The sequence below is a fragment of the Mangrovimonas sp. TPBH4 genome (assembly GCF_001280505.1).
Taxonomy (GTDB): Bacteria; Bacteroidota; Bacteroidia; order Flavobacteriales; family Flavobacteriaceae; genus Mangrovimonas_A.
This window is the reverse complement of record NZ_LBIO01000037.1, coordinates 20,680-43,356: the sequence shown is the minus strand read 5'-3', so window position 1 is coordinate 43,356 and position 22,677 is coordinate 20,680. Positions and strand designations below refer to the sequence as shown.

General features: G+C 37.5%; 20 protein-coding genes. 12 read left to right on the top strand and 8 right to left on the bottom strand.

Annotated features, from left to right (window positions below):
- Nucleotides 1-24: 24 nt before the first annotated feature.
- Together ZA05_RS01625 and ZA05_RS01620 are read left to right on the top strand one after the other, a co-directional pair.
- Complete coding sequence (locus ZA05_RS01625) at nt 25-1,362, top strand: phenylacetate--CoA ligase family protein (protein ID WP_053990116.1); 1,338 nt, start codon at nt 25-27, stop codon at nt 1,360-1,362.
- A gap of 21 nt (nt 1,363-1,383) precedes the next feature.
- Entirely contained in the window at nt 1,384-2,415 is a 1,032-nt protein-coding gene (locus ZA05_RS01620) for a sugar-transfer associated ATP-grasp domain-containing protein (RefSeq protein ID WP_053990115.1), read from the top strand.
- Nucleotides 2,416-2,477: 62 nt separating this feature from the next.
- Here the strand turns inward: ZA05_RS01620 and groL are convergent, their stop codons facing one another.
- From groL to miaB, 7 genes are all read right to left on the bottom strand, one after another.
- The gene (gene groL, locus ZA05_RS01615; protein ID WP_053990114.1) at nt 2,478-4,109 is read right to left on the bottom strand and encodes a chaperonin GroEL; all 1,632 of its coding nucleotides are present in this window, start codon (nt 4,107-4,109) and stop codon (nt 2,478-2,480) included.
- Between the two features lie 83 nt (nt 4,110-4,192).
- On the bottom strand, nt 4,193-4,468 hold the full coding sequence (gene groES, locus ZA05_RS01610; RefSeq protein ID WP_053977040.1) for a co-chaperone GroES: 276 nt from the start codon (nt 4,466-4,468) through the stop codon (nt 4,193-4,195).
- Between the two features lie 149 nt (nt 4,469-4,617).
- Nucleotides 4,618-4,980: a preprotein translocase subunit SecG gene (gene secG / locus ZA05_RS01605; RefSeq protein ID WP_053990113.1), complete on the bottom strand. Its 363-nt coding sequence runs from the start codon at nt 4,978-4,980 to the stop codon at nt 4,618-4,620.
- A gap of 5 nt (nt 4,981-4,985) precedes the next feature.
- Complete coding sequence (locus ZA05_RS01600; RefSeq protein ID WP_053990112.1) at nt 4,986-5,969, bottom strand: hypothetical protein; 984 nt, start codon at nt 5,967-5,969, stop codon at nt 4,986-4,988.
- Between the two features lie 13 nt (nt 5,970-5,982).
- The gene (locus ZA05_RS01595) at nt 5,983-6,492 is read right to left on the bottom strand and encodes an LptE family protein (protein WP_053990111.1); all 510 of its coding nucleotides are present in this window, start codon (nt 6,490-6,492) and stop codon (nt 5,983-5,985) included.
- Nucleotides 6,492-7,751: a sigma-54-dependent Fis family transcriptional regulator gene (locus ZA05_RS01590; protein WP_053990110.1), complete on the bottom strand. Its 1,260-nt coding sequence runs from the start codon at nt 7,749-7,751 to the stop codon at nt 6,492-6,494. Before ZA05_RS01590 ends, ZA05_RS01595 begins: the two co-directional genes overlap by 1 nt.
- A gap of 88 nt (nt 7,752-7,839) precedes the next feature.
- Complete coding sequence (gene miaB, locus ZA05_RS01585; protein WP_053990109.1) at nt 7,840-9,285, bottom strand: tRNA (N6-isopentenyl adenosine(37)-C2)-methylthiotransferase MiaB; 1,446 nt, start codon at nt 9,283-9,285, stop codon at nt 7,840-7,842.
- Nucleotides 9,286-9,427: 142 nt separating this feature from the next.
- On the opposite strand from miaB, the gene ZA05_RS01580 reads away from it, so the two are divergent.
- From ZA05_RS01580 to ZA05_RS01545, 8 genes are all read left to right on the top strand, one after another.
- On the top strand, nt 9,428-10,171 hold the full coding sequence (locus ZA05_RS01580; protein ID WP_053990108.1) for a hypothetical protein: 744 nt from the start codon (nt 9,428-9,430) through the stop codon (nt 10,169-10,171).
- 160 nt (nt 10,172-10,331) lie between these two features.
- Nucleotides 10,332-12,821 carry a type I DNA topoisomerase gene (topA, locus tag ZA05_RS01575; protein ID WP_053990107.1) on the top strand — a complete coding sequence of 830 codons (2,490 nt, stop codon included), beginning with the start codon at nt 10,332-10,334 and terminating at the stop codon, nt 12,819-12,821.
- A gap of 14 nt (nt 12,822-12,835) precedes the next feature.
- On the top strand, nt 12,836-14,002 hold the full coding sequence (locus ZA05_RS01570; protein WP_053990106.1) for a formimidoylglutamase: 1,167 nt from the start codon (nt 12,836-12,838) through the stop codon (nt 14,000-14,002).
- 196 nt (nt 14,003-14,198) lie between these two features.
- Nucleotides 14,199-15,563 carry a gliding motility lipoprotein GldK gene (gene gldK / locus ZA05_RS01565; protein ID WP_082333638.1) on the top strand — a complete coding sequence of 455 codons (1,365 nt, stop codon included), beginning with the start codon at nt 14,199-14,201 and terminating at the stop codon, nt 15,561-15,563.
- 78 nt (nt 15,564-15,641) lie between these two features.
- On the top strand, nt 15,642-16,289 hold the full coding sequence (gene gldL / locus ZA05_RS01560; protein WP_053990104.1) for a gliding motility protein GldL: 648 nt from the start codon (nt 15,642-15,644) through the stop codon (nt 16,287-16,289).
- Between the two features lie 55 nt (nt 16,290-16,344).
- Complete coding sequence (gene gldM, locus ZA05_RS01555; protein ID WP_053990103.1) at nt 16,345-17,892, top strand: gliding motility protein GldM; 1,548 nt, start codon at nt 16,345-16,347, stop codon at nt 17,890-17,892.
- A 70-nt stretch (nt 17,893-17,962) separates the two neighbouring features.
- Nucleotides 17,963-18,853 (top strand): gliding motility protein GldN, encoded by an 891-nt coding sequence (gldN, locus tag ZA05_RS01550; protein WP_053990102.1) that lies wholly within the window; start codon nt 17,963-17,965, stop codon nt 18,851-18,853.
- Between the two features lie 98 nt (nt 18,854-18,951).
- Nucleotides 18,952-19,995 (top strand): FAD-binding oxidoreductase, encoded by a 1,044-nt coding sequence (locus ZA05_RS01545; RefSeq protein WP_053990101.1) that lies wholly within the window; start codon nt 18,952-18,954, stop codon nt 19,993-19,995.
- On the opposite strand, the gene ZA05_RS01540 is transcribed toward ZA05_RS01545, so the two are convergent.
- The gene (locus ZA05_RS01540) at nt 19,976-20,368 is read right to left on the bottom strand and encodes a DUF983 domain-containing protein (protein WP_053990100.1); all 393 of its coding nucleotides are present in this window, start codon (nt 20,366-20,368) and stop codon (nt 19,976-19,978) included. The genes ZA05_RS01545 and ZA05_RS01540 overlap by 20 nt on opposite strands.
- A gap of 83 nt (nt 20,369-20,451) precedes the next feature.
- Here ZA05_RS01540 and ZA05_RS01535 point away from each other — a divergent pair, with 83 nt between their 5' ends.
- Together ZA05_RS01535 and ZA05_RS17970 are read left to right on the top strand one after the other, a co-directional pair.
- Nucleotides 20,452-22,359, top strand: coding sequence for an ABC-F family ATP-binding cassette domain-containing protein (locus ZA05_RS01535; RefSeq protein ID WP_053990099.1), 1,908 nt, complete (start codon nt 20,452-20,454; stop codon nt 22,357-22,359).
- A gap of 58 nt (nt 22,360-22,417) precedes the next feature.
- Nucleotides 22,418-22,594: a CPXCG motif-containing cysteine-rich protein gene (locus ZA05_RS17970; protein ID WP_082333637.1), complete on the top strand. Its 177-nt coding sequence runs from the start codon at nt 22,418-22,420 to the stop codon at nt 22,592-22,594.
- The last annotated feature ends 83 nt before the right edge of the window (nt 22,595-22,677 follow it).

Below are 22,677 nucleotides of genomic sequence, written 5' to 3'. Positions count from 1 at the left end.
AATTAATTAATAGTAGATATTGGGATGTTAGAGTTGTTTAGGCAAAAGGTGTTTTGGTGTGTTGACTTCATCAAAGGCAATCATATTAAAAATCAGTATACGGAGGTGAAAGGGATTCTGAAAAACCTTAATTCGATTACCTCTAAGGAAAAACAAAAAGTTAATTTAAACGCAATTTTACAGCATGCGGTTGCTACTACACCATTTTATAAAGACTATAAAGGGTATAAAACGCTCTCCGATTTCCCGGTTATAGACAAAAATATAATAGTAAATTATTACAATGATTTTAAATCATCTAATTACTTAGATAAAGAAAATTTTTCTGCATACACAAGTGGTTCAACTGGGACTCCTTTCAAAGTATATCAAAATCTTCATAAAAAGTTTAGGAACACTGCCGATGTGATTTATTTCGCCGAATTAACAGGGTTTAATGTTGGAGATAAACTATTCTATATTCGGCATTGGGATCAATACAATAGTAAAACGCCCTTAGAAGCATGGAAACGACATATTTATATGCACCCTGTTTCAAAATTGACGAATAGGGATATTGAAGGTCTGTTGGGTGAAATCGAGAAAAATAACTCTAGCAAAGGTATTGTATCCTATGCCTCGGCATTGGATGAAATAAGGGATTATATTTTGAAATCAGGAAGAAAAGCTCCCAGTGATTGTGGGCTTAAATCCATAATTGCTGTTGGAGAAAAATTGAACCAAGAAACCAAAGAGGTTATAGAAAGCTATTATAATGTAGAGGTTGTCTCCAGATATTCCAATGTGGAAAACGGTATAATTGCTCAGCAATTATTGGGTCATAAAAATGGCTTTTATATTAATTGGGCTAGTTACTACGTGGAAATTTTAAAACTTAATAGTCCTGAACCAGTTGAAAAGGGTGAGTTGGGAAGAATAGTGGTAACAGATTTGTTTAATAAGTGTATGCCGATGATACGGTATGACACGGGCGATATTGGTATGATGGATTATGAAAAGGGACATGTTGACGAGTATCCGGTTTTGATGAACATTGAAGGTAGAAAGATGGATATGATTTTCGATTCCAAGGGTAATTTCATTTCATCATATGCTGTATACAATATTTTAAAGTATCCTCATATAAAACAATATCAATTCATTCAAGAAAGTGACAAACGATACTTGTTTAAATTAAATGTGGACAAGTCTTTTAACTCAGAAGGTGAGATTAGAAAAGAATTCATAAATTTATTAGGTGTCGATGCAGAAATTGAATTTGAATATGTAAATGAAATTCCTTTGCTTTCTTCTGGAAAAAGAAAATTTGTGGTTAACAAAAGTCAGAAGGCATCCAAAGATAGAGGCATGGCAGCTATATAAAGGACCTAAAATAGCAATAGTATGAAGCAGAATAGATTAGCTGTATTCTTAAAAGATAAAAATAAGAAGCCCCCATTAAAAATAATAAAGGAATGTACGGTGCTTTTGTTTCAGAAAAAGGAAATCCCTTTTTATTACTTCAAATATCTATATCGAAAAAATGTGGACAATTATCAAGATTACATTGGTACTAAAGAAGCTAATAGAATAAAATACAAAGACACATTTCATAAAGAGGAATACCTGACAATTATTTCAAATAAACTTAATTTTTCACTGTTTTGTAAACAAAATGATTTGCCAGTCCCCGCTTTGATTAGCTATAATTTTGAGTCACATTTTTTTTATAAAAAGCAATTGTATGTTGTTGAAAAGGGAAAGGAGTTACTGGATTTTTTTAAAATGGTTTTTGAGGATTCTGGGCATTCTGTGATTTTCCTTAAGCCCATTTCTCTTTATGGAGGGACAGGTTGCTATAGATTATCCAAAGACAATTTAGAGAAGGATTTAGAACTACATAGAGATTTTATTTTGCAGAATTGTTGCATTCATGAGGAGGTGGTTATTCAACATGAGAATGTCAATAAAATTCATCCCAACTGTGTAAATACCATTAGGGTAGAAACATTTATTGACAAGCAAAACGAAATCCATATTTTATCTGCTTTTATGCGATTTGGTGTGGGGAGTGGTTTTGTGGACAATGCTCATGCTGGAGGTTTTTATGTAGGGATAGATCTTGAAAGTGGAACGTTAAGGGAAGTTGGCCATCAATATATGGAGTATGGAGGGGCGGAGTACACAGAGCATCCAGATTCTGGATTTGTGTTTAAAGGATATAAAATCCCTTTTTTTAAAGAAGTTAAAGAATTGGTGTTTCAGGCTGTGAATTGTCTCCCAGATCGTTATATTGGCTGGGATATTGCAGTTTCCAAGGATGGGCCTGTAATAATTGAAGCTAATGAATATCCTTCTATTTTCATGGCGGATATCGCATTTGGAGGATATTTAAAACACCCTTTGTATCGGGGTATTTTGGAGGAAGTTAGTTGAAAAATAACATAAAAAAACCGAAGCTATTGAGCTTCGGTTTTTTTATGTTTATAGTTTTGACATTACATCATACCTGGCATTCCGCCACCTCCCATTGGAGGCATTGCAGGTGCATCTTCTTTAATGTCGATTAAAGCACACTCGGTAGTCAAGATCATTCCAGAAACAGAGGCTGCATTTTCAAGAGCAATACGTGTTACTTTCTTAGGATCGATAATACCAGCTTTAAGCATATCTACATAAGTTTCAGATTTGGCATCGTAACCAAAGTCTTTTTTACCTTCTTTTACTTTAGCAACTACTACGCTTCCTTCTCCACCGGCGTTTTCAACGATAGTACGTAGAGGAGCTTCGATAGCGCGTGCTACAATTTGGATACCTGTAACTTCATCTAAGTTTTCAGTAGTAATGCTCTCCAGTACAGCTTTGGCTCTTACCAAGGCCACACCACCACCTGCTACGATACCTTCTTCAACTGCGGCTCTTGTAGCATGCAATGCATCGTCCACACGGTCTTTTTTCTCCTTCATTTCAACTTCACTTGCAGCACCAACGTAAAGTACAGCTACACCTCCAGCTAATTTAGCCAAACGCTCTTGCAGTTTTTCTTTGTCGTAGTCTGAAGTAGTAGTCTCAATTTGAGCTTTGATTTGGTTTACTCTAGCTTTAATGTCTTCAGCATTTCCAGAACCATTAACAATTGTTGTATTGTCTTTGTCGATGGTAACTGTTTCAGCAGTTCCTAACATGCTCAAATCGGCATTTTCAAGAGAGAATCCTCTTTCTTCTGAGATTACCACACCACCGGTAAGGATGGCGATGTCTTCAAGCATTGCTTTACGACGATCTCCAAATCCAGGAGCCTTAACAGCAGCAATCTTTAAACCTCCACGAAGTTTGTTTACTACCAAAGTAGCCAAGGCTTGACCTTCAACATCTTCAGCAATGATTAACAATGGCCGACCAGATTGTGCCACTGGTTCCAAAATTGGAAGGATTTCCTGTAAGTTAGAAATCTTTTTATCGAACAATAAAATGTATGGATTTTCTAAATCGGCAATCATTTTATCGGCATCGGTTACAAAGTAAGGAGAAAGGTAACCTCTGTCAAATTGCATACCTTCCACAACGTCTACATAAGTATCGGTACCTTTAGCTTCCTCAACAGTAATCACACCTTCTTTTCCAACTTTAGAAAAAGCTTGGGCGATTAAATCACCAATAGTGTCATCGTTGTTGGCAGGAATGGCAGCAACTTGCTTGATTTTTTCAGAAGAGTTTCCCACCTCTTCAGATTGTTTTTCCAAGTCGGCAGTAATAGCTTCTACAGCCTTATCGATACCGCGCTTTAAATCCATTGGATTGGCACCTGCAGCAACGTTTTTCAAGCCTTCTTTAACAATAGCTTGTGCTAAAACTGTAGCCGTAGTGGTACCGTCACCAGCCAAATCGTTGGTTTTGGAAGCAACTTCCTTAACCATTTGAGCTCCCATGTTTTCAAGCTCATCTTCAAGCTCAACTTCTTTGGCTACACTTACACCATCCTTGGTTACCTGTGGAGCTCCAAAAGAACGGCTAATGATTACGTTACGACCTTTTGGTCCTAAAGTTACTTTTACTGCATTTGCCAATGCATCCACACCGCGTTTTAAACCGTCACGTGCTTCTATGTCGAATTTTATATCTTTTGCCATAATAAATTCTTTTAAAATTTAATTTGAAATATTTTTAAACGTTAAACTCATTGAGAGCATTAATGGAATATATCGAAAAGAAATTAGACAATTGCAAGAATGTCACTTTCTCTCATGATCAAATAATCTTTACCTTCCAATTTAAGCTCAGTACCGGCATATTTTCCGTATAATACCATTTCACCAACTTGTACAGTCATAGGTTCGTCTTTGGTTCCGTTACCTACAGCAATAACTTTTCCTTTTTGGGGTTTTTCCTTGGCAGTATCAGGGATAATGATTCCTGAAGCTGTTTTAGTTTCTGCTTCTACAGGCTCAATAAGAACTCTGTCTGCTAATGGTTTAATGTTTAATCCCATTGGTAATATATTTTTATGATTAATTAAACTTGTTTTTCGAAATTGGAAGAAGCCAAAAATGTGCCAATTAAAAGTGACTGACAAACTTTCAGTAACAAAAAAATGCCAACCTTAAAGGTTGGCATTTTTTACGAATATATCTTCAGATATTATTGAGCTGAATCGTTGCTTACAGCGTTAGTTTCCTGAGTGTCTGCTGGCGTTGTAGTGGCAGGCGTGTCTTGAATTGGTTGTTCTACGGAAGTATCACTGTCAAGAGCTTTGGATTCCGTAACTCCGTTTCCACCACCAATGGCTACATTTGATAATAAAATAAGTGCCAATAGTACGGTTGCCAATCCCCAAGTACTTTTGTCCAAGAAATCGGTGGTTTTTTTAACACCTCCCAATTGTTGGGTACCTCCACCGCCAAAAGAAGAAGATAATCCGCCTCCTTTAGGATTTTGAACCATAATCACTACTACCAACAAAAATGCGATAAGCACTATAAGGACTAAAAATATTGTAAACATGCTTCTTATTCTTTAGTATTATTTTCTTGTAATTTTTTAACTGCTTTAATTTGGTCTGCAAAGAAACCACTTTTTTCTGGATATTTCAAACTTAAAATTTTATAAGATTGAATTGCCTTGTCATAATTTTTCTGTTCCAGATAAATTCGGGCCAAAGTTTCAGTCATTAGACCGTCATTTTGGTTGTCATCCTTTTTATGGTTAAGCTTAGGACTTGGACTGGCCTCTTTAGAGGGGACAATTTTAGGATTGCTGTTCAGGAATTTATCAATTAAATCCAATTTGCTGTCCATGGGCCTCGGTTTGGTTGCGGGCTCAGAGGGTTCAGAAACAGGAGGAGTTATTGATGCTTCTTCTTCTTCTTCAATAGTATCTTTTCTTTCAATAGGTTTAAAACTGGTTATCTTAAGCCATTCAGAAAAGGAGTGGGTTTCATTTTTTTCGAAATCCAAAGGTTTACCAATTTGAAGCTGTTCTTCTGGCGTTTGTTCTATATTCGCTGTGTCTACAGCTATAATTGGTGATGCTTGGTTTTCAGGAACGCTATTTTGGTAATTTGCGGTGTCGTCTTCATTAGTTTTTTCTTCAAATAGAAAAGGATCAAGGACACCTTCGGTATCTTTAATGTGCTGCTTTAGGGCATCGTCAATTAGGACACTTTTATTTACCGAAATATCACTTTCTTCATTAACATCCAATTGCTTGATATGTTCTGAATTCTGTTTGATTTGAAATGAAATCTCATTTTGGTTAAAAGCTTCGGAAGTAATGTAATCAAATAGAATACTGCGGTCCGTCGTATAGGCTGCGGTAATTTTCAATTCTTGGTTATACTTAAAACTTTCGGTATGTTTCAAGCCTTTTAAATGCAATGCACGTGCCGCCTGAAAATAAGGGTATTCCTTAATCACAGCAGTGATGTCACTCAATTGCTCGGAAGTAAATTCCTGAGGGTGTTGAAGTAGATATGTAATATCCTGCAATTGCATAGGTTGAATTAAATTACCATTTAGCTAATGTAGCATTAAAAATGTCTTGTGTCAACCTTTCAAAAATTTCAGCAAAGGCAGTATCTCTAGTTCCTCCAATAAGTTGCGCTGTTGCTGGGTAATCATAGAAAAAGGAAAAACGCTGTTCAAGGTCACCTTCGGGGTTGTTTCTGTCATAAAAGCGCACATTCACTCCTATTGTCAGCCTGTTTTGGGCCGCTTTATTTTCGGCTGTGGCCGTTGTGGGAGAAATACGGTATTCGGTAATTTCACCTTCGTACACTAAATCACCTCCCGAGTTTACCAAGTCTAAACTGGTTTGGTTTAAAATTAAATCTTGAAGGGCAAGGGTAAAGTCCCTATCCAGGCCAGGTTCTACCAAAGCGGCATTATTTTGGAAATAATTTACCTGAAAAGTTTGTGTTCCCGCCGGAATGGAAGCTCCTGTAAATCCGTAGGATACTTTACAAGATATCATCACCAATGACAGGGCGCATAAGATGAAGTAGGTCAAAAATCTCATTATAGGTCGTATTGTTTTATTTTGCGGTACAAGGTGCGTTCGCTTATACCTAGTTCGGCAGCAGCCAATTTACGTTTTCCTTGGTGACGTTCAAGGGATTTTTTAATTAATTCCAATTCCTTGTCCTGTAATGACAACGTTTCTTCTTCATCAATTTCTTCCGCAAAATGGTATTTGTCCATTGGAGTTTCAGGAACATCGATAGGTTCGTGGGTTTTCTCTGGAATGGATAACACTTCCAAGTCTTCTATATTGCTTTCGTCGTCATCAGTATTACCGTAAATTTTGGAAATCAAGCCTTCATGATCCTTCTGAATATCTTGGACATTGCCATTTTTCATGAGCTCCATGGTCAATTTCTTCAAATCGTTCAAGTCACTTTTCATGTCAAAAAGTACCTTGTAAAGAATTTCCCTTTCGCTGCTAAAATCACTTTCGGATTTAGAAGTACTAATCACCGCAGGAAGATTGCTTCCACCACTTGGTAAATAATGTTGTAAAGCTTGAGCATTTAAGGTCCTGTTGTGTTCCAAAACCGAAGCTTGCTCAGCAACATTTCGCAATTGACGAATGTTACCGTTCCATCTGTATTTCTGCAACAAATTAATAGCATCGTCCGTAAGTTTTACGGTAGGCATTTTGTATTTCAGTGCAAAATCACTGGCAAATTTTCTGAACAATAAATGGATATCTTCTTTTCGCTCGCGAAGGGGTGGAATGTTGATTTCAACCGTACTTAAACGGTAATAAAGATCCTCACGGAATTTCTCCTTTTTGATGGCCTCGAACATATTCACGTTGGTAGCGGCCACAATACGGACGTTGGTTTTTTGGACTTTACTGGAACCCACTTTAATAAACTCGCCATTTTCTAAGACACGTAATAAACGCACTTGAGTGGTCAAAGGTAATTCTCCAACTTCATCAAGAAATATGGTTCCGCCATCGGCGACTTCAAAATAACCGCTACGGGTTTGGGTGGCTCCGGTGAAGGCGCCTTTTTCGTGCCCAAATAATTCACTGTCAATAGTCCCTTCTGGAATGGCACCACAGTTAACAGCAATATATTTTCCATGCTTTCTGTGGGAAAGCTGATGGATAATTTTCGGAATACTCTCTTTACCAACACCACTCTCTCCCGTAACCAATACCGAAATGTCCGTAGGGGCAACCTGTATGGCTTTTTCAATGGCACGATTAAGTTTAGGGTCGTTACCAATGATTCCGAATCGTTGTTTAATGGCTTGTACTGATTCCATTTATCTGTTAGATTTTAGAGTTAAGAGAAACGAATCAAAATATTTAAAGTGATATTGATTCCTTTCGCTTTGTTCTACTGTCTTTTATCTAATTATTTTCTGAATATCCTACAGCTTCTCCAATTAAGGTGGCGGAGGTACATTCAGTAATCTTTACATTTACAAAATCTCCTACTTGGTAGTTTTCTTTAGGGAATACCACCACGGTGTTTTGGCTGTTTCTTCCAGACCAGTGAGCGTCAGATCTTTTGGATTCTTTCTCAATCAACACTTCCTCAACTTTACCAAGATGTTGTTCGGTGCGGTACAAGGCGTGTTTTTGTTGCAATACTATGATTTCCTCCAAACGACGTTTTTTGGTCTCTGCAGGAACATCATCTTCCATTTTGCGCTCCGCCAAAGTTCCAGGTCTTTCGGAATACGCAAACATAAACCCGAAGTCGTATTTTACATATTCCATCAGGCTCAAGGTATCTTTGTGGTCTTCTTCAGTTTCGGTTGGGAACCCAGAAATCATATCTTGAGAAATGGCACAGTCTGGAATGAGTCTTTTGATGTTGTCAATCAATTCAAAATACTCTTCACGCGTATGCTGACGGTTCATTTCCTTTAAAATACGGTTACTTCCGCTCTGTACCGGCAAATGGATGTAATTACAGATGTTATTGTGTTTAGCCATGGCTTCAATCACATCCAAAGTCATGTCCTGAGGGTTGGATGTTGAAAAGCGGAAACGCATTTTTGGTTGTGCCGTGGCGCACATTTCCAAAAGGTTTGCAAAGTTAACGGCCGTGGCTTTTTGCATGTCTGAGGCCTTTTCGAAATCTTTCTTAAGTCCTCCACCATACCAAAGGTAACTGTCTACGTTTTGTCCCAAAAGCGTCACTTCTTTATAGCCTTTGCTCCATAGATCGTTGATTTCTTCCATAATACTCTGTGGGTCACGACTGCGCTCACGACCACGTGTAAAAGGAACGACACAGAAGGTACACATATTGTCACAACCTCTTGTGATAGATACAAAAGCAGTAACACCGTTGGAGTTTAAACGCACAGGAGAAATATCACCATAGGTTTCTTCTTTGGAAAGAATCACGTTAACGGCATTTCTTCCTTCATCCACTTCGGCAACAAGGTTAGGCAAGTCTTTGTAGGCGTCTGGCCCAACAACAAGGTCTACAATTTTTTCTTCCTCAAGGAATTTACTTTTCAAGCGTTCTGCCATACAGCCCAAAACACCAACTTTCATGTTTGGGTTGATTTTTTTTACGGCATTGTATTTTTCCAAACGTTTACGAACCGTTTGTTCTGCTTTGTCTCGAATGGAGCATGTATTTACCAAAACCAAATCGGCATCTTCAAGGTTTTGGGTCGTGTTAAATCCGTTTTTAGAAAGAATCGAGGCTACAATTTCACTGTCGCTAAAATTCATTTGGCAACCATAACTTTCAATAAACAGTTTTCGCTGGTTACCTTCCTTTTGTTCTAAAACAAGGCTTTGGCCCTGCTTGTTCTCATCTATAATCTTTTCCATATATAATACTGAAGCGTTCCGTGTTCATTAAGTGTGCAAAGATACGATTTATTTGTAATCTATGACAAGTTGACAGTGTTATTGTTAATTTTAATATGTTAATAATAAGCGCTATTTTTAACAGGTAACCAATTAATTAAATATGACTTTTTCAGAACTTCAATCTAGAATTAATGCTTCCAAACCATTGGATTTTGGCACTATCTTCAGTAATTGTATCGAGCTATTTAAAAAAGTATGGGTTCAAGGTCTCATCATGATTTTGATAACCATTGCTATGTTGGCACCCTTCTATATAATAATGTATCTGCCAATGGTGGCAATGGGTATTTGGAATCCGGAAGCTTTTCAGGATAATCAAGTAAATCCATTATTGATGGTTCCTTTTGTGGTGTTTATGTTGCTATTTGCTTTTTTTGCTATGGTCATTGCTTTTGGGCTTAAGGCATCCTTTTATCGTATTTGCAAGGCGAAAGATCTTGACTTGGTAGAAAAGGATGATTACTTCTATTATTTAAAGAAACCTTATTTGGTGAAAGTGGTAAAGTTGGCATTGATCAGTTATGGGATTTCCCTATTGGCTGCATTGTTATGTTTTTTGCCTATAATATATGTCATGGTGCCTATAACCCTAATGAATGTGATTTTTGCATTTAACCCAGAAATGGACGTTAGGGATATTGTGAAGTCCAGTTTTGATTTGGGAAATAAAAAGTGGCTCATCACTTTTGGATTAATTGTTATTTCAGGATTGTTTGCCGAAGTAATAGGGCTTGTGCTTTGTGGAGTTGGACTTTTGATAACGGCATCCTTTGCCTACTTGCCGGCATACTATATATATAAGGACAGTGTTGGTTTTGAGCCTCACGAATTACCTTTTGAATAGGCTATTTTCATTTGTTTTAGTTATAGTTGTAAAAGTCTGAATTTTTTCAGGCTTTTTTTTGTGATTCCAGAAAAATTGCGCAATATCTGGGGGTTAAAAAATGTTAAATTAGGATGATATATTTTTTTTGATATACATTTGTAGCCTTAAAATAAGAAAAATGGCAAAGAATTTAGTGATAGTTGAGTCCCCTGCAAAGGCCAAAACCATAGAGAAATTCCTAGGAAAAGACTTTAAGGTTGAGTCTAGTTTTGGACATATTGCAGATTTGCCTTCAAAGGAATTGGGGGTAGATGTTGATGGAGATTTTAAGCCAAAATATCTAGTGTCCAAGGATAAGAAAGATGTTGTTAAAAAACTGAAGACCTTAGCTGGGAAAGCAGAAACGATATGGTTGGCGAGTGATGAGGACCGTGAAGGGGAGGCCATTGCATGGCACCTTGCTGAGACTTTAAAATTGGATAAGGCCAAGACCAAGCGTATCGTATTTCACGAGATTACCAAGACGGCCATTCAAAAGGCGATTGAAAATCCAAGGGGTATTGATTACGATTTAGTAGATGCACAACAAGCGCGTCGTGTGTTGGATAGAATTGTGGGTTATGAGTTGTCTCCTGTTTTATGGAGAAAGGTAAAAGGAGGTCTTTCGGCGGGAAGAGTGCAATCAGTGTCTGTAAGATTGATTGTAGAACGCGAACGCGACATCCAAAACTTTACTGCGGAAGCGTCTTTTAGAATAGATGCTGAGTTTTCAAATGAAGATGGGCAAGTTTTCAAGGCAAAACTTCCGAAGAACTTCAGTACAAAAGAAGAGGCTTATGCCTTTTTGGAAGCCAATGTCAAAGCAGAGTTTAAAGTAGCTGATCTAGAGAAAAAGCCAGCCAAGAAATCACCGGCGGCACCATTTACTACGTCTACTTTGCAACAGGAAGCGGCTCGTAAATTATATTTTTCGGTAAGTAAAACGATGACCTTGGCACAGCGCCTTTATGAATCTGGGTTGATTACTTATATGAGAACGGATAGTGTGAACTTATCCGATGAGGCAAGAGCAGGAGCCCAAGCAGAAATTAATTCAGCTTACGGATCAGACTATAGTCAGCCAAGAAACTATAAAGGAAAGGCTAAAGGGGCGCAGGAAGCTCACGAGGCCATTCGTCCTACCGATTTTTCACGCCATTCCATTAGTGTAGATAGAGATCAAGATCGTTTATACGACTTGATTTGGAAACGTGCCATTGCTTCCCAAATGAGTGAAGCCAAGTTGGAGCGTACCAATGTAAAGATTAGTTCTTCTACTGATAGTCATGTGTTCACGGCTAATGGAGAGGTGATTACTTTTGACGGATTCCTGAAGGTATATTTGGAAGGAACCGATGATGAAGATATTGAACAAGAAGGAATGTTGCCAGCACTTAAGGTGAATGAAACACTCCTTAATAATTATATAACCGCCACCGAACGCTATACAAGACCACCAGCCCGTTATACCGAAGCTTCATTGGTGAAGCAATTGGAGGAATTGGGTATTGGAAGACCGTCTACCTATGCGCCAACCATTTCTACCATTCAAAATAGAAATTATGTTGAAAAAGGAAATATTGATGGAGTAGAAAGAGCTTATAGTCAGTTGAAGCTTCAAAACGGTTCGGTAAAGGAAAAAGCGCTTACTGAAAAAGTAGGTTCTGATAAAGGAAAATTGGTTCCCACTGATATCGGGATGATTGTAACTGATTTCTTGGTGAATCATTTCGAGACCATTTTGGATTACAACTTTACGGCAAAAGTTGAGGAAGACTTTGATGAGATTGCCGAAGGTAAAGTAGATTGGTCCAAAATGATGAAGGACTTCTACAAAGACTTTCATCCACAGGTGAAGGATGTCGAGGAAAACGCTGAGAGGGAATCTGGAGAACGTATTTTAGGTGTTGACCCTGCTACCGGGAAACAAGTGAGTGTACGTTTGGGGAAATTTGGCCCAATGGTGCAGATAGGAACTGTTGATGATGAAGAAAAACCACAGTTTGCTAGTTTGGCGCCAGACCAACAATTGAGTTCTATTACTTTTGAGGAGGCTATGGACTTGTTCCAATTGCCAAAAACTTTAGGTGAATTTGAGGGAGAAAGCATAGAAGTTAACAACGGACGTTTTGGACCCTATGTGAAATTTGGAAAATCTTTCGTATCCTTGCCGAAAGGAATGGATCCCTTGAGTGTGGAATTTGATGATGCGGTTGAGCTAATAAAGGAAAAGCAAAAGGCAGACGCTCCTATATATATGTATCAAGATTTACCGGTACAAAAAGGTAAGGGGAGATTTGGACCATATATTAAATGGAACAATATGTTTATCAATGTTAATAAAAAGTATGACTGGGATAACCTTTCAGATACTGACATTGTTGAACTAATTGAAGATAAAATTCAAAAGGAAAAAGATAAGCTTATCCACGATTGGAAAGAGGAAGGCATTAGAGTAGAGAAGGCACGATGGGGTAGGCATAATGTTATTAAGGGGAAGGTAAAGGTAGAATTGCCTAAAACCGTGGATGTTTCAAAAATGACTTTGGAAGAAGCCCAAGGCATTATAGAAAAGAATACGCCAAAGAAAAAAACTACTAGAAAAAAAACAGTAACCAAAAAGAAGTAATAGGAGTACCATAAATGAACTTTGATTTTCTAACCCCAATATCCGATGCTGTGCTAGCCCATGGCGAATTATTATCACAACAAGCACTAGGAAGAAAATTAAGGGTTCACTCCAAACAGAATGGCTTTCCAGATTTGGAAGGCGTAAAAATTGCCATTATTGGTGTTTTGGAAAACAGAAATGATGTCAATTTTATGGGGGAGATTGTTTCTTTTGATGCTGTTAGAACTTCGTTGTATAGTCTGTTTCCTGGAAATTGGTACACTACTATGGCCGATTTAGGAGATATTCTTCCTGGGGAAAAGGTTGAGGATACCTATTTTGCTTTACGAACCACCGTAGGTATGTTGTTAGAAAAGCAAATCATACCTATTATATTGGGAGGTAGTCAGGATTTAACCTATGCCAACTATAGGGCCTATGATAATTATGCGCCTATGGTCAATATTGTAAATGTGGATAGCAATTTTGATTTGGGAGATGCCTCGCTTCCTATTAAGAACAACAGCTTTTTGGGTAAGATAATATTGGAAGAACCTTTTAATTTGTTCAATTATTCTGCTGTAGGTTATCAAACCTATTTTAATTCGCAGGAGGAAATTGATCTTATGGAGAAGCTTTATTTTGAAGCCTATCGTTTGGGGGAGATTTCCAATAATATAAGTTTGGTAGAACCGGTGATGCGAGATGCTAATATCGTTAGTGTCGATTTAAAATCGGTGAAAGCCTCAGAACTTGGTTCAAATCAACGGTATTCTCCAAACGGATTGGATGGAAAGGAAATTTGCGCAGTTTCCCGATATGCAGGTATCAGTAACAAGGTGACCTCGTTTGGAATATATGAGTATAGACCGTCTAGTGACGATAGCGTGACGGCTATGTTAATGGCGCAAATGATATGGTATTTCGTCGAAGGTGTTAACTGTAGGGTGAAGGATGATGATTTTAAGAGTGATGTTAATTATCAGAAATTCAATGTGTTGGTAGAAGATGATGAGCTTATTTTCTTTAAAAGCATCAAAACTGGACGTTGGTGGATAGAAATACCTTTTTTACCAAATGTTAATAATAAATTGAAAAAGCATACGTTATTACCTTGCATGTACGAAGATTATATTGAAGCTACTCAGGGCAAAATACCGGAAAGATGGTATAAAGCCTATAAAAAGAATAGTTTTTAGTATATTTACTTTTTGATTTTTTTAACACTTTATCATCGATGAAATGCAAAGTTTATAGGATGAAATGCAAAAAAAATCAAAAAAAAATTGGTTTTTTGAAAATATATAGATATGTTTACAGCCTTTAAAAAAATACGCTCAGTGTTTTTTTGAAAAAAAATATAATTACAACTAAATAATTTAACCTCGAGTTTCTATGAATATGAAGAAGTTTGCTTTATTAACCGCTGTATTGGCTCTATTACACAGTTGTAGCTCTGGTGACAGAGGAGAACTGGTAGGAGTTAAAGGAAAGAAATGGCATCCTGAAAAACCTTATGGTATGACCCTTGTTCCGGGAGGAGCATTCATCATGGGTAAATCGGATGATGATCTGGCGGGTGTACAAGATGCACCAACCAAAACGGTGACCGTAAGGGCCTTTTATATGGACGAAACTGAAATCACTAACAGTGAGTATCGTCAGTTTGTGAATTGGGTACGTGACTCAATCGTAAGAACCAAGTTGGCGATCCTAGCCGATGAAATTGGTAAAACACCAGATGATGGTGGTATTGGAGAGTTTGCATTTAAAGATGCAGATACTGCCGATATGAGTGTGTACGAAAAGTACATGTTGGATAACTATAGTGGTTTAGGTCCAACAGGATATGAAGGTAGAAAACTTAATAAGGATGTAGACCTTATTTTGGATACTAACGACTATCCTGATGAATACTACGCCGAGGTAATGGATACCATGTATCTACCTATCGAGGAATCCTATAATGGACAACGTACTTGGGACGTAACCAAGTTCAAGTTCCAATATACTTATATGGATATCGAAAAGGCTGCAAAAAACAGAAACCTTAGAAGAAGTGATGTACTTATTACTGATGAGGTTGCTGTATATCCGGATACTACCGCTTGGATTCGTGATTTTGCCTATTCATATAATGAGCCAATGCACAATGACTATTTCTGGCATGATGCTTATGGAGCGTATCCAGTAGTTGGAGTGTCTTGGAAACAAGCAAATGCATTCTGTCAATGGCGTACTATTTATAAGAATGGTTACCAAAAATCTAGAGGTAAAGCTCAGGTAAATAAATTCAGATTGCCATCTGAAGCAGAGTGGGAATACGCCGCTAGAGGTGGTCTTCAAGGAGCAACTTTCCCTTGGGGTGGACCTTACACCAAAAATGATAGAGGATGCTTTATGGCAAACTTTAAACCATTACGTGGAGACTATGCAGCAGATCAAGCTTTGTATACTGTTGAAGCGGATGCTTACGAGCCAAACGATTACAACCTATATAACATGGCAGGTAATGTGTCAGAATGGGTGCAAGGATCTTATGACCCAGCTTCATACGAGCATTTCTCAACCATCAACCCTAATGTAAATGATGCTGCTAACGAACGTAAAGTAGTACGTGGGGGGTCTTGGAAAGATGTTGCATACTTCTTACAGGTGAGCTCAAGAGATTATGAGTACGCAGATTCAGCAAGAAGTTATATCGGATTTAGAACCGTACAGGATTATATGGGAACTGAAGTAACCAATAATTCACACTAATCAAAACAATAAAATTTAATCTATTATTTAACCTACTTAAGTAATAATACATATTAACTTAAACTAAAAACAAAAATTATGGCACAGTCAAAAGCAGGTAAGCGTTTTATGAACATGGCTTACGGATTAGGAGCATCAATCGTAATCATTGGAGCACTTTTTAAGATTACTCACTTCGAATTAGGACCACTTACTGGTAACGTAATGTTAACTATCGGTCTTGTATCAGAAGCAATTATTTTCGCGATTTCAGCATTCGAACCAGTAGATGACGATTTAGATTGGTCTTTGGTTTACCCAGAATTGGCAGGTGGTAAGTCTTCACCAAAAGCTAAGAAAGAAGAAGCTAAAGATGCTGAAGGTCTTTTATCTAAGAAATTAGACAACTTATTGAAAGAAGCTAAAATTGATGGTGAACTTATGGCAAGTTTAGGAAACAGCATCAAAAACTTCGAAGGAGCTGCTAAAGGAATCAGCCCAACAGTAGATTCTATCGCTGCAACTAAAAAGTATGGTGAAGAGTTGTCTCTTGCTGCATCTCAAATGGAGTCTTTGAACAGCCTTTACAAAGTACAATTAGAGAGCGTTAACCGTCAAGCGACAATTAACGAAGAAGCAGTAGAAAACGCAGCTAAACTTAAAGAACAAATGCAATCTTTGGCTTCTAACTTGTCTTCACTTAACGGTGTTTACGGTGGTATGCTATCTGCTATGAACAAAAACTAATTAGTTTTTTAGTCTAGAATTTTAAACAATTAACAACACAAAAAACTAATTAGAAATGGCAGGAGGAAAATTATCTGCAAGGCAGAAAATGATTAACTTGATGTATTTGATCTTCATTGCGATGTTAGCATTGAATATGTCAAAAGAAGTACTTTCGGCTTTCGGTTTGATGAATGAAAAGTTGACCGAATCCAACGAGGCTTCTACTGAGAGAAATACACAGTTCATGAATGGTTTGGCGGCTAAGGTTGACGAACAACCAGCAAAGTATAAGCCTTTAAAAGCTGCTGCTGATCAAATTGATCAATTAGCAACTGGTTTGGATGCTTACATAACCAATCTTAAAACTGAAATGACCGCTAAGTTGGACGATCCTACTGAGTATGAGTCAATGGATAAAGGAGACTTCTTGGATAACCTTTGGTTTAAAGGTGATAAATTGAAACCAGAAGGAGAAGAATTCAAAGCTAAAATTGCTGAATTTAGAGATGGTGTGGTAGCTGTTTTGGAAGCAAACCCTATGACGGCTTCTATGGCGCCATCTGTTAAAGAGAAATTTGCTACTGAAGATGTAAAAAGAGGTGCTGGAACTGTAGAATGGTTAAGCCACAACTATAAAGGTTTCCCATTGGTAGCGTCTTTAACTAAATTGACTCAGATGCAAGCTGACGTTAAAACTACTGAAACTGAAGTATTACAGTCTATGTTAGGTGAGCAGCTTAAAGTGGAAGCTTCTTTAACAAACTTTGACGCTATTGTTGTACCGGACAAAACTGCTTTCTTCTCAGGAGAAGAGTTTACAGGTAGAATCATCTTGGGTAAAAATGACAAAACGTTAAGAGCTGATAAAGTAATCATCAACGGTAAAGAATTACCTGCTGAAGCTATGCAAGCTGGACAAACTATGTTGAAGTTTGCTGCTGGTAATGTAGGTGAGCAAACAATTGAAGGTGAGTTCCAATTTAAAGAAGGAGATTCTATTATCTCTATTCCAGTAAAGAGTACTTACGCAGTTGTACCTAAACCAAACTCAGCAACAATTTCTGCTGACAAGATGAATGTTGTATACCGTGGTGTTGTAAACCCAATGACAATTTCTTTCGCTGGCGTGCCAGATAACAAAGTAACAGCGTCTGCTACAGGTTTATCTAAGGGATCTGGTGTTGGTAAATACAACATGAAGCCAGGTTCTGGTAGAGAAGTTACTATCAACGTTTCTGGAACTTTACCTGATGGTACTAAAGTTAGTGATAAGGCTACTTTCCGTATTAAGGATATCCCTGCACCTACTGGTACTATTCGTGGAGAAGATGGAGTTGTTCCAATGCAACGTAACGGTTTAGAAATTTCTTCTGTTGGTGCTAAGTTGGATGATTTCGATTTCGATTTACCATTAAGTGTTTCTGGATTCAAGTTCAAAGTACCAGGGCAACCAACAATTACTGTTAACGGTAACAAATTAAATGATAGAGCTAAATCTGCGTTGCGTAAAGCTAAGCGTGGAGATGCTGTTCAAATATTTGATATCAATGCTAAGATTACCAACAACTCATCATACAAGTTGAAAAAGGTATCTCCAGTAATTATCGAATTAACAAACTAAGATATTTTAGTTAGACAACAAACGTTTTATACGTAGAGACTCAGAAGTCCCAAACATTAAATGATTTAAGATGAAGATTAAGAATATTTTATTAACCGTTTTAGGAGTTGTTGCAACAACTGGGGCATTTGCTCAGGCAAATATCCTTAACGCTAAAACACCAGACCAAATAGGAGTTAAAACAGAAGCTCAACTGGCATTGGATCATGACAGACCTTTAGAGTATGGTTATGTAGATGACAGAGATATTTTGTTTTCAAAAATGACCTGGGAAAGAATCGTTTTAGATGAGCGTGCCAACTTCCCGCTTTACTACCCTGTAGATACTAACAACATTGGTAGTAACAGACGTTCTTTGTTTGATGTAATCATGAAGAATGTAGCAAATGGTAATATTGAAAATGTTTATGCTGACTCTTATTTCACTGAAAAGCGTACGTTGAAAGATTTGGAAGGAGCCTTGAAATTGGTAGATACTACAGATCTAGGTTTTGAGCAATACAATGCAGAAGGTATCGTAGATCCTCAATACATTAGAAAAAGAGAAATCTCTTCTTATGATATCAAGGAATACCGTATCAAAGGATTGTGGTATTTTGACAAAAGACAAGGTGAATTGCGTTACAGACTTTTAGGTATCGCTCCGGTTTGTCCAGATGTTAACTTTATTGACGCAGAAATTCCTGATTTAGTTGAATTGTTTTGGGTATTCTTCCCAGAAGCTAGAACTGTTTTGCACGAAGCAAAATCGTTTAACAACAAAAACAGTGCTGTGCCAATCTCTTTCGATCACTTGTTGAATTCTAGACGTTTCAATGGCTTTATGTATAAAGAAGAGAACGTTTATGGAGACAGAGAGGTGAAGGAGTATATTGCTGACAACGCATTAATGCAACTTTTGGAGTCTGACCGAATCAAAGAGAAGATTCGTAATTTCGAACAAGATATGTGGTCTTACTAAGGTAAATCACGATCAAATAAAAGAAAAAGCCCACTTTTGAAGTGGGCTTTTTCTTTTTTATAGTTTGTAATTATTTTCAGGATATTAATTTTGTAGTTATGAATGTAGATTATTTTGTAGTAGGTTGTGGATTGGCGGGTATTGCATTTTGCGAACAATTGCGTCAACATAATAAAACCTTTTTGGTGTTCAACAATGAGTCGCAACAGTCATCAAAAGTAGCGGCAGGGGTCTATAATCCTGTTATTTTAAAGCGGTTTTCCGAAGTTTGGATGGCTAGGGAGCAATTGGATTTGGCATTACCTAAATATAAGGACTTGGAAGGACTCTTGGGCACGCAAATAGATTTTTCAATTCCAATTCACAGGCGGTTTTCTTCAATTGAAGAACAAAACCTTTGGTTTTCTGCTTCAGATAAACCTGCATTGGAGGCTTTTTTATCGACTACTTTGGTTAAAAATCATAATGACGAAATCAAAGCGCCTTTTGGTTTTGGTAAGGTATTGCATACAGGACGAGTTGATACCAACAAGCTCATTGATGGCTATATAGCGTATTTGTTGACGATGAACCAACTTATTTCCGAAGCTTTTAATTATGGCACCTTGGAAATCAACTCAAATTCGTTTCAATATCATGAGCATACAGCTAAAAACATTGTATTCTGTGAAGGCTTTGGTATAAAGTCCAATCCTTATTTCAACTATTTACCATTAAATGGCACTAAAGGGGAGACCATAACCATTAAGGCGCCCAATCTTAACTTGGATGTTATTTTGAAGGGATCTGTGTTTTTATTGCCAGAAGGAAATGATGTTTATACGGTTGGAGCAACTTACGATTGGAAGGATAAAACCAATCAACCCAGTCAAGCGGGACGAGAGGAATTGGTAGCGAAAGTAAAGGAATTAATTAATTGCGAATTCACAGTAATAGATCAAGAAGCAGGAATACGGCCAACGGTAAAGGATAGACGTCCTTTGGTTGGTGCACATCCAGAACACTCAAACATGTATGTTTTAAATGGTTTGGGGACGCGCGGCGTTATGATTGCACCTTATGTAGCTGAGCAGCTCTATGGATCCATTGAAAACAACAAAGCTCTAAATCCAGAGATAGACATTAAGCGGTTTTCTTCTTAGCCCATTCTTTATCGTAATGCATAAAAATATTGATCCAAATATTTCTGGACAAGCGCATGATAATGGGATAAAAGGCTATCATCGTCCCTACAATCGCGATAAAGGCGGTTTTTAAGGTCGTTCCAAGAATGAGATAGCTTATCACAAAGGCGGCCACGGCAAAGGCTATACCTACGGCATAGCTCACATACATGGATCCATAAAAAAATGAAGGCTCCAATCTGTATTTTGTACCGCAGTGTGAACACTTATCATGTATTTTTAGGGTATCGGTGATGATGTACGGATTTTTGTTGACGTACATGGATTCTTCTTGACACTTTGGACAAGATCCCGTAAATATGCTATACAGCTTAGTCCCTTTTTTTATCATGGATTTATAGTGTATTTTTGCGTTTTCTATCGAATTGTAAAGTTACGTTTTATAGAATGATTAATTGTAACAAAAGTCACTAAATGCTCAATATCCATAACCTCTCTATTTCGTTTCAGGGCGAATATTTATTTGAAGAAATCACCTTTAAACTCAATCCTGGGGATAGGGTTGGTTTGATTGGTAAAAACGGGGCTGGTAAATCTACCATGCTCAAGATTTTGTCTGGGGATATGGAGCCTGATTTGGGGCAAATAGCTTCCGATAAAAATTTAAGCATTGGATTTTTAAGACAGGACATAGATTTCATCCAAGGAAGGACAGTTTTGGAAGAAGCCTATGAAGCGTTTCGGGAGATTAAGGCCTTGGAACGGAAATTAGAGAAGATCAACCTAGAAATGGCAGAGCGTACCGATTATGAAAGTGAAAGCTATCACCAATTGATGGTCGATCTAAATGAAATTCAGCATCAATATGAAATCTTGGGAGGTTACAATTATCAAGGTGAAACCGAAAAAATTCTTCAAGGTTTAGGTTTTAAAAGGGAGGACTTTAATAAACTTACGGATACCTTTTCCGGAGGATGGCGTATGCGTATTGAATTGGCCAAGTTGTTACTTCAAAACAATGATATTTTACTTCTGGATGAGCCTACCAACCACTTGGATATTGAATCCATTATTTGGTTGGAAGGATTTTTAAAGGGCTATTCCGGTGCCGTAGTGATTGTATCCCACGACAAAATGTTCTTGGATAATGTAACCAATCGTACTATTGAAATCTCCTTGGGACGAATCTACGATTACAATAAGCCTTATTCAAAGTTTTTAGTGCTTAGAAAGGAAATCAAGGAACAGCAGTTAGCCTCACAAAAAAATCAGGAGAAACAGATTCAGCAAACCGAAAAACTGATTGAAAAATTTAGGGCCAAGGCTTCCAAAGCTTCCATGGCACAGTCTCTGATCAAGAAATTGGACCGAATGGAGCGAATAGAGGTAGATGAAGATGACAATAGCGTGATGACCTTAAATTTTCCGGTGTCCATTACCCCAGGTAAAGTGGTAGTTGAAGCTGAAAATATATCCAAGAATTATGGTGACTTACAGGTTTTAAATGGCATCGACTTAAGTATTGAAAGAGATTCCAAAACGGCTTTTGTTGGGCAGAATGGTCAGGGTAAATCTACCTTGGCTAAAATTATTGTTGGGGAAATAAAGCACGAAGGGCATTTAAAGTTGGGGCATAACGTGCAAATAGGGTATTTTGCTCAGAACCAAGCAGAATATCTGGACGGCAACAAAACAGTTTTGGATACCATGATTGATGCTGCTAATGAGTCCAATAGAAGTAAGGTAAGAGACATTTTGGGATCGTTCTTGTTCCGTGGTGAGGAGGTTGATAAATATGTGAGAGTGCTTTCCGGAGGGGAACGAAACCGTTTGGCGCTGGCAAAATTGTTACTGCAACCCTTGAATGTGTTGGTTATGGATGAGCCCACTAACCATTTGGACATTAAATCCAAAAATGTTTTAAAAGAAGCATTAAAGAAGTTTGAGGGAACTTTGATTTTAGTGTCTCACGACCGTGATTTTCTTCAAGGGCTTACAAATAAGGTGTACGAATTCAAAGATCAAAGAATCAAGGAGTATCTGGGAGATATCGATTTCTATTTAGAGCAACGCAACGTGGAGAACCTTAGGGAAGTTGAAAAACGCGATGTTATCAAAGAGCAACCAAAGGAAACCAATAAGCAATCATACCAAGACCAAAAGAAGATGAAAGCTTTGGCCAACAAGTTGAGCAATACCGAAGCTAAAATTAGTCAACTGGAAAAGGAAATCAAGGCTATTGATGCCGAACTTGCTATAAATTATGATGCCTTAGTGGCAGACCCTAGTTTCTTTGAGAATTATCAAGCCAAAAAGGACAAATTGGATACTCTCATGTTGGATTGGGAAACAATCCACGAGGAGTTGGATAGTTTTAACTAAAAGACATTCACTTAAAATTTAGTTGTTTAAAATCGTTTCTAAATCTGTAACTTACAGAATGGAAACATACTTCTTTCAATGTCCATATTGTTGGCAGCAAATATCTGTTGTAGTGGACAAGTCTATTCACAATCAAAATTATATTGAAGATTGCGAAGTCTGTTGTAATCCCATGTTGTTGGAAATCAAGATTCAAAATTTTGACATATTTTACTTTCAAGTAAGTGAGCTTTAATAAGTAAGAGTTTATAAAATATGTTGATTTTCAATGTCTTTATCAGTATTTCTTTTTAGTTGACTATGTATTTCGTCGAAAAA

What these genes read in the sequence shown, in the direction of transcription:
- gldK (WP_082333638.1), top strand. Translation starts at nt 14,199, where the DNA reads ATGAATATGAAGAAGTTTGCTTTATTAACCGCTGTATTGGCTCTATTA.
- ZA05_RS01535 (WP_053990099.1), top strand. Translation starts at nt 20,452, where the DNA reads ATGCTCAATATCCATAACCTCTCTATTTCGTTTCAGGGCGAATATTTA.
- gldL (WP_053990104.1), top strand. Translation starts at nt 15,642, where the DNA reads ATGGCACAGTCAAAAGCAGGTAAGCGTTTTATGAACATGGCTTACGGA.
- groL (WP_053990114.1), bottom strand. Translation starts at nt 4,109, where the DNA reads ATGGCAAAAGATATAAAATTCGACATAGAAGCACGTGACGGTTTAAAA.
- groES (WP_053977040.1), bottom strand. Translation starts at nt 4,468, where the DNA reads ATGGGATTAAACATTAAACCATTAGCAGACAGAGTTCTTATTGAGCCT.
- topA (WP_053990107.1), top strand. Translation starts at nt 10,332, where the DNA reads ATGGCAAAGAATTTAGTGATAGTTGAGTCCCCTGCAAAGGCCAAAACC.
- gldN (WP_053990102.1), top strand. Translation starts at nt 17,963, where the DNA reads ATGAAGATTAAGAATATTTTATTAACCGTTTTAGGAGTTGTTGCAACA.
- ZA05_RS01540 (WP_053990100.1), bottom strand. Translation starts at nt 20,368, where the DNA reads ATGATAAAAAAAGGGACTAAGCTGTATAGCATATTTACGGGATCTTGT.
- ZA05_RS17970 (WP_082333637.1), top strand. Translation starts at nt 22,418, where the DNA reads ATGGAAACATACTTCTTTCAATGTCCATATTGTTGGCAGCAAATATCT.
- ZA05_RS01580 (WP_053990108.1), top strand. Translation starts at nt 9,428, where the DNA reads ATGACTTTTTCAGAACTTCAATCTAGAATTAATGCTTCCAAACCATTG.
- ZA05_RS01570 (WP_053990106.1), top strand. Translation starts at nt 12,836, where the DNA reads ATGAACTTTGATTTTCTAACCCCAATATCCGATGCTGTGCTAGCCCAT.
- ZA05_RS01620 (WP_053990115.1), top strand. Translation starts at nt 1,384, where the DNA reads ATGAAGCAGAATAGATTAGCTGTATTCTTAAAAGATAAAAATAAGAAG.
- ZA05_RS01600 (WP_053990112.1), bottom strand. Translation starts at nt 5,969, where the DNA reads ATGCAATTGCAGGATATTACATATCTACTTCAACACCCTCAGGAATTT.
- miaB (WP_053990109.1), bottom strand. Translation starts at nt 9,285, where the DNA reads ATGGAAAAGATTATAGATGAGAACAAGCAGGGCCAAAGCCTTGTTTTA.
- secG (WP_053990113.1), bottom strand. Translation starts at nt 4,980, where the DNA reads ATGTTTACAATATTTTTAGTCCTTATAGTGCTTATCGCATTTTTGTTG.
- ZA05_RS01595 (WP_053990111.1), bottom strand. Translation starts at nt 6,492, where the DNA reads ATGAGATTTTTGACCTACTTCATCTTATGCGCCCTGTCATTGGTGATG.
- ZA05_RS01545 (WP_053990101.1), top strand. Translation starts at nt 18,952, where the DNA reads ATGAATGTAGATTATTTTGTAGTAGGTTGTGGATTGGCGGGTATTGCA.
- ZA05_RS01590 (WP_053990110.1), bottom strand. Translation starts at nt 7,751, where the DNA reads ATGGAATCAGTACAAGCCATTAAACAACGATTCGGAATCATTGGTAAC.
- gldM (WP_053990103.1), top strand. Translation starts at nt 16,345, where the DNA reads ATGGCAGGAGGAAAATTATCTGCAAGGCAGAAAATGATTAACTTGATG.
- ZA05_RS01625 (WP_053990116.1), top strand. Translation starts at nt 25, where the DNA reads ATGTTAGAGTTGTTTAGGCAAAAGGTGTTTTGGTGTGTTGACTTCATC.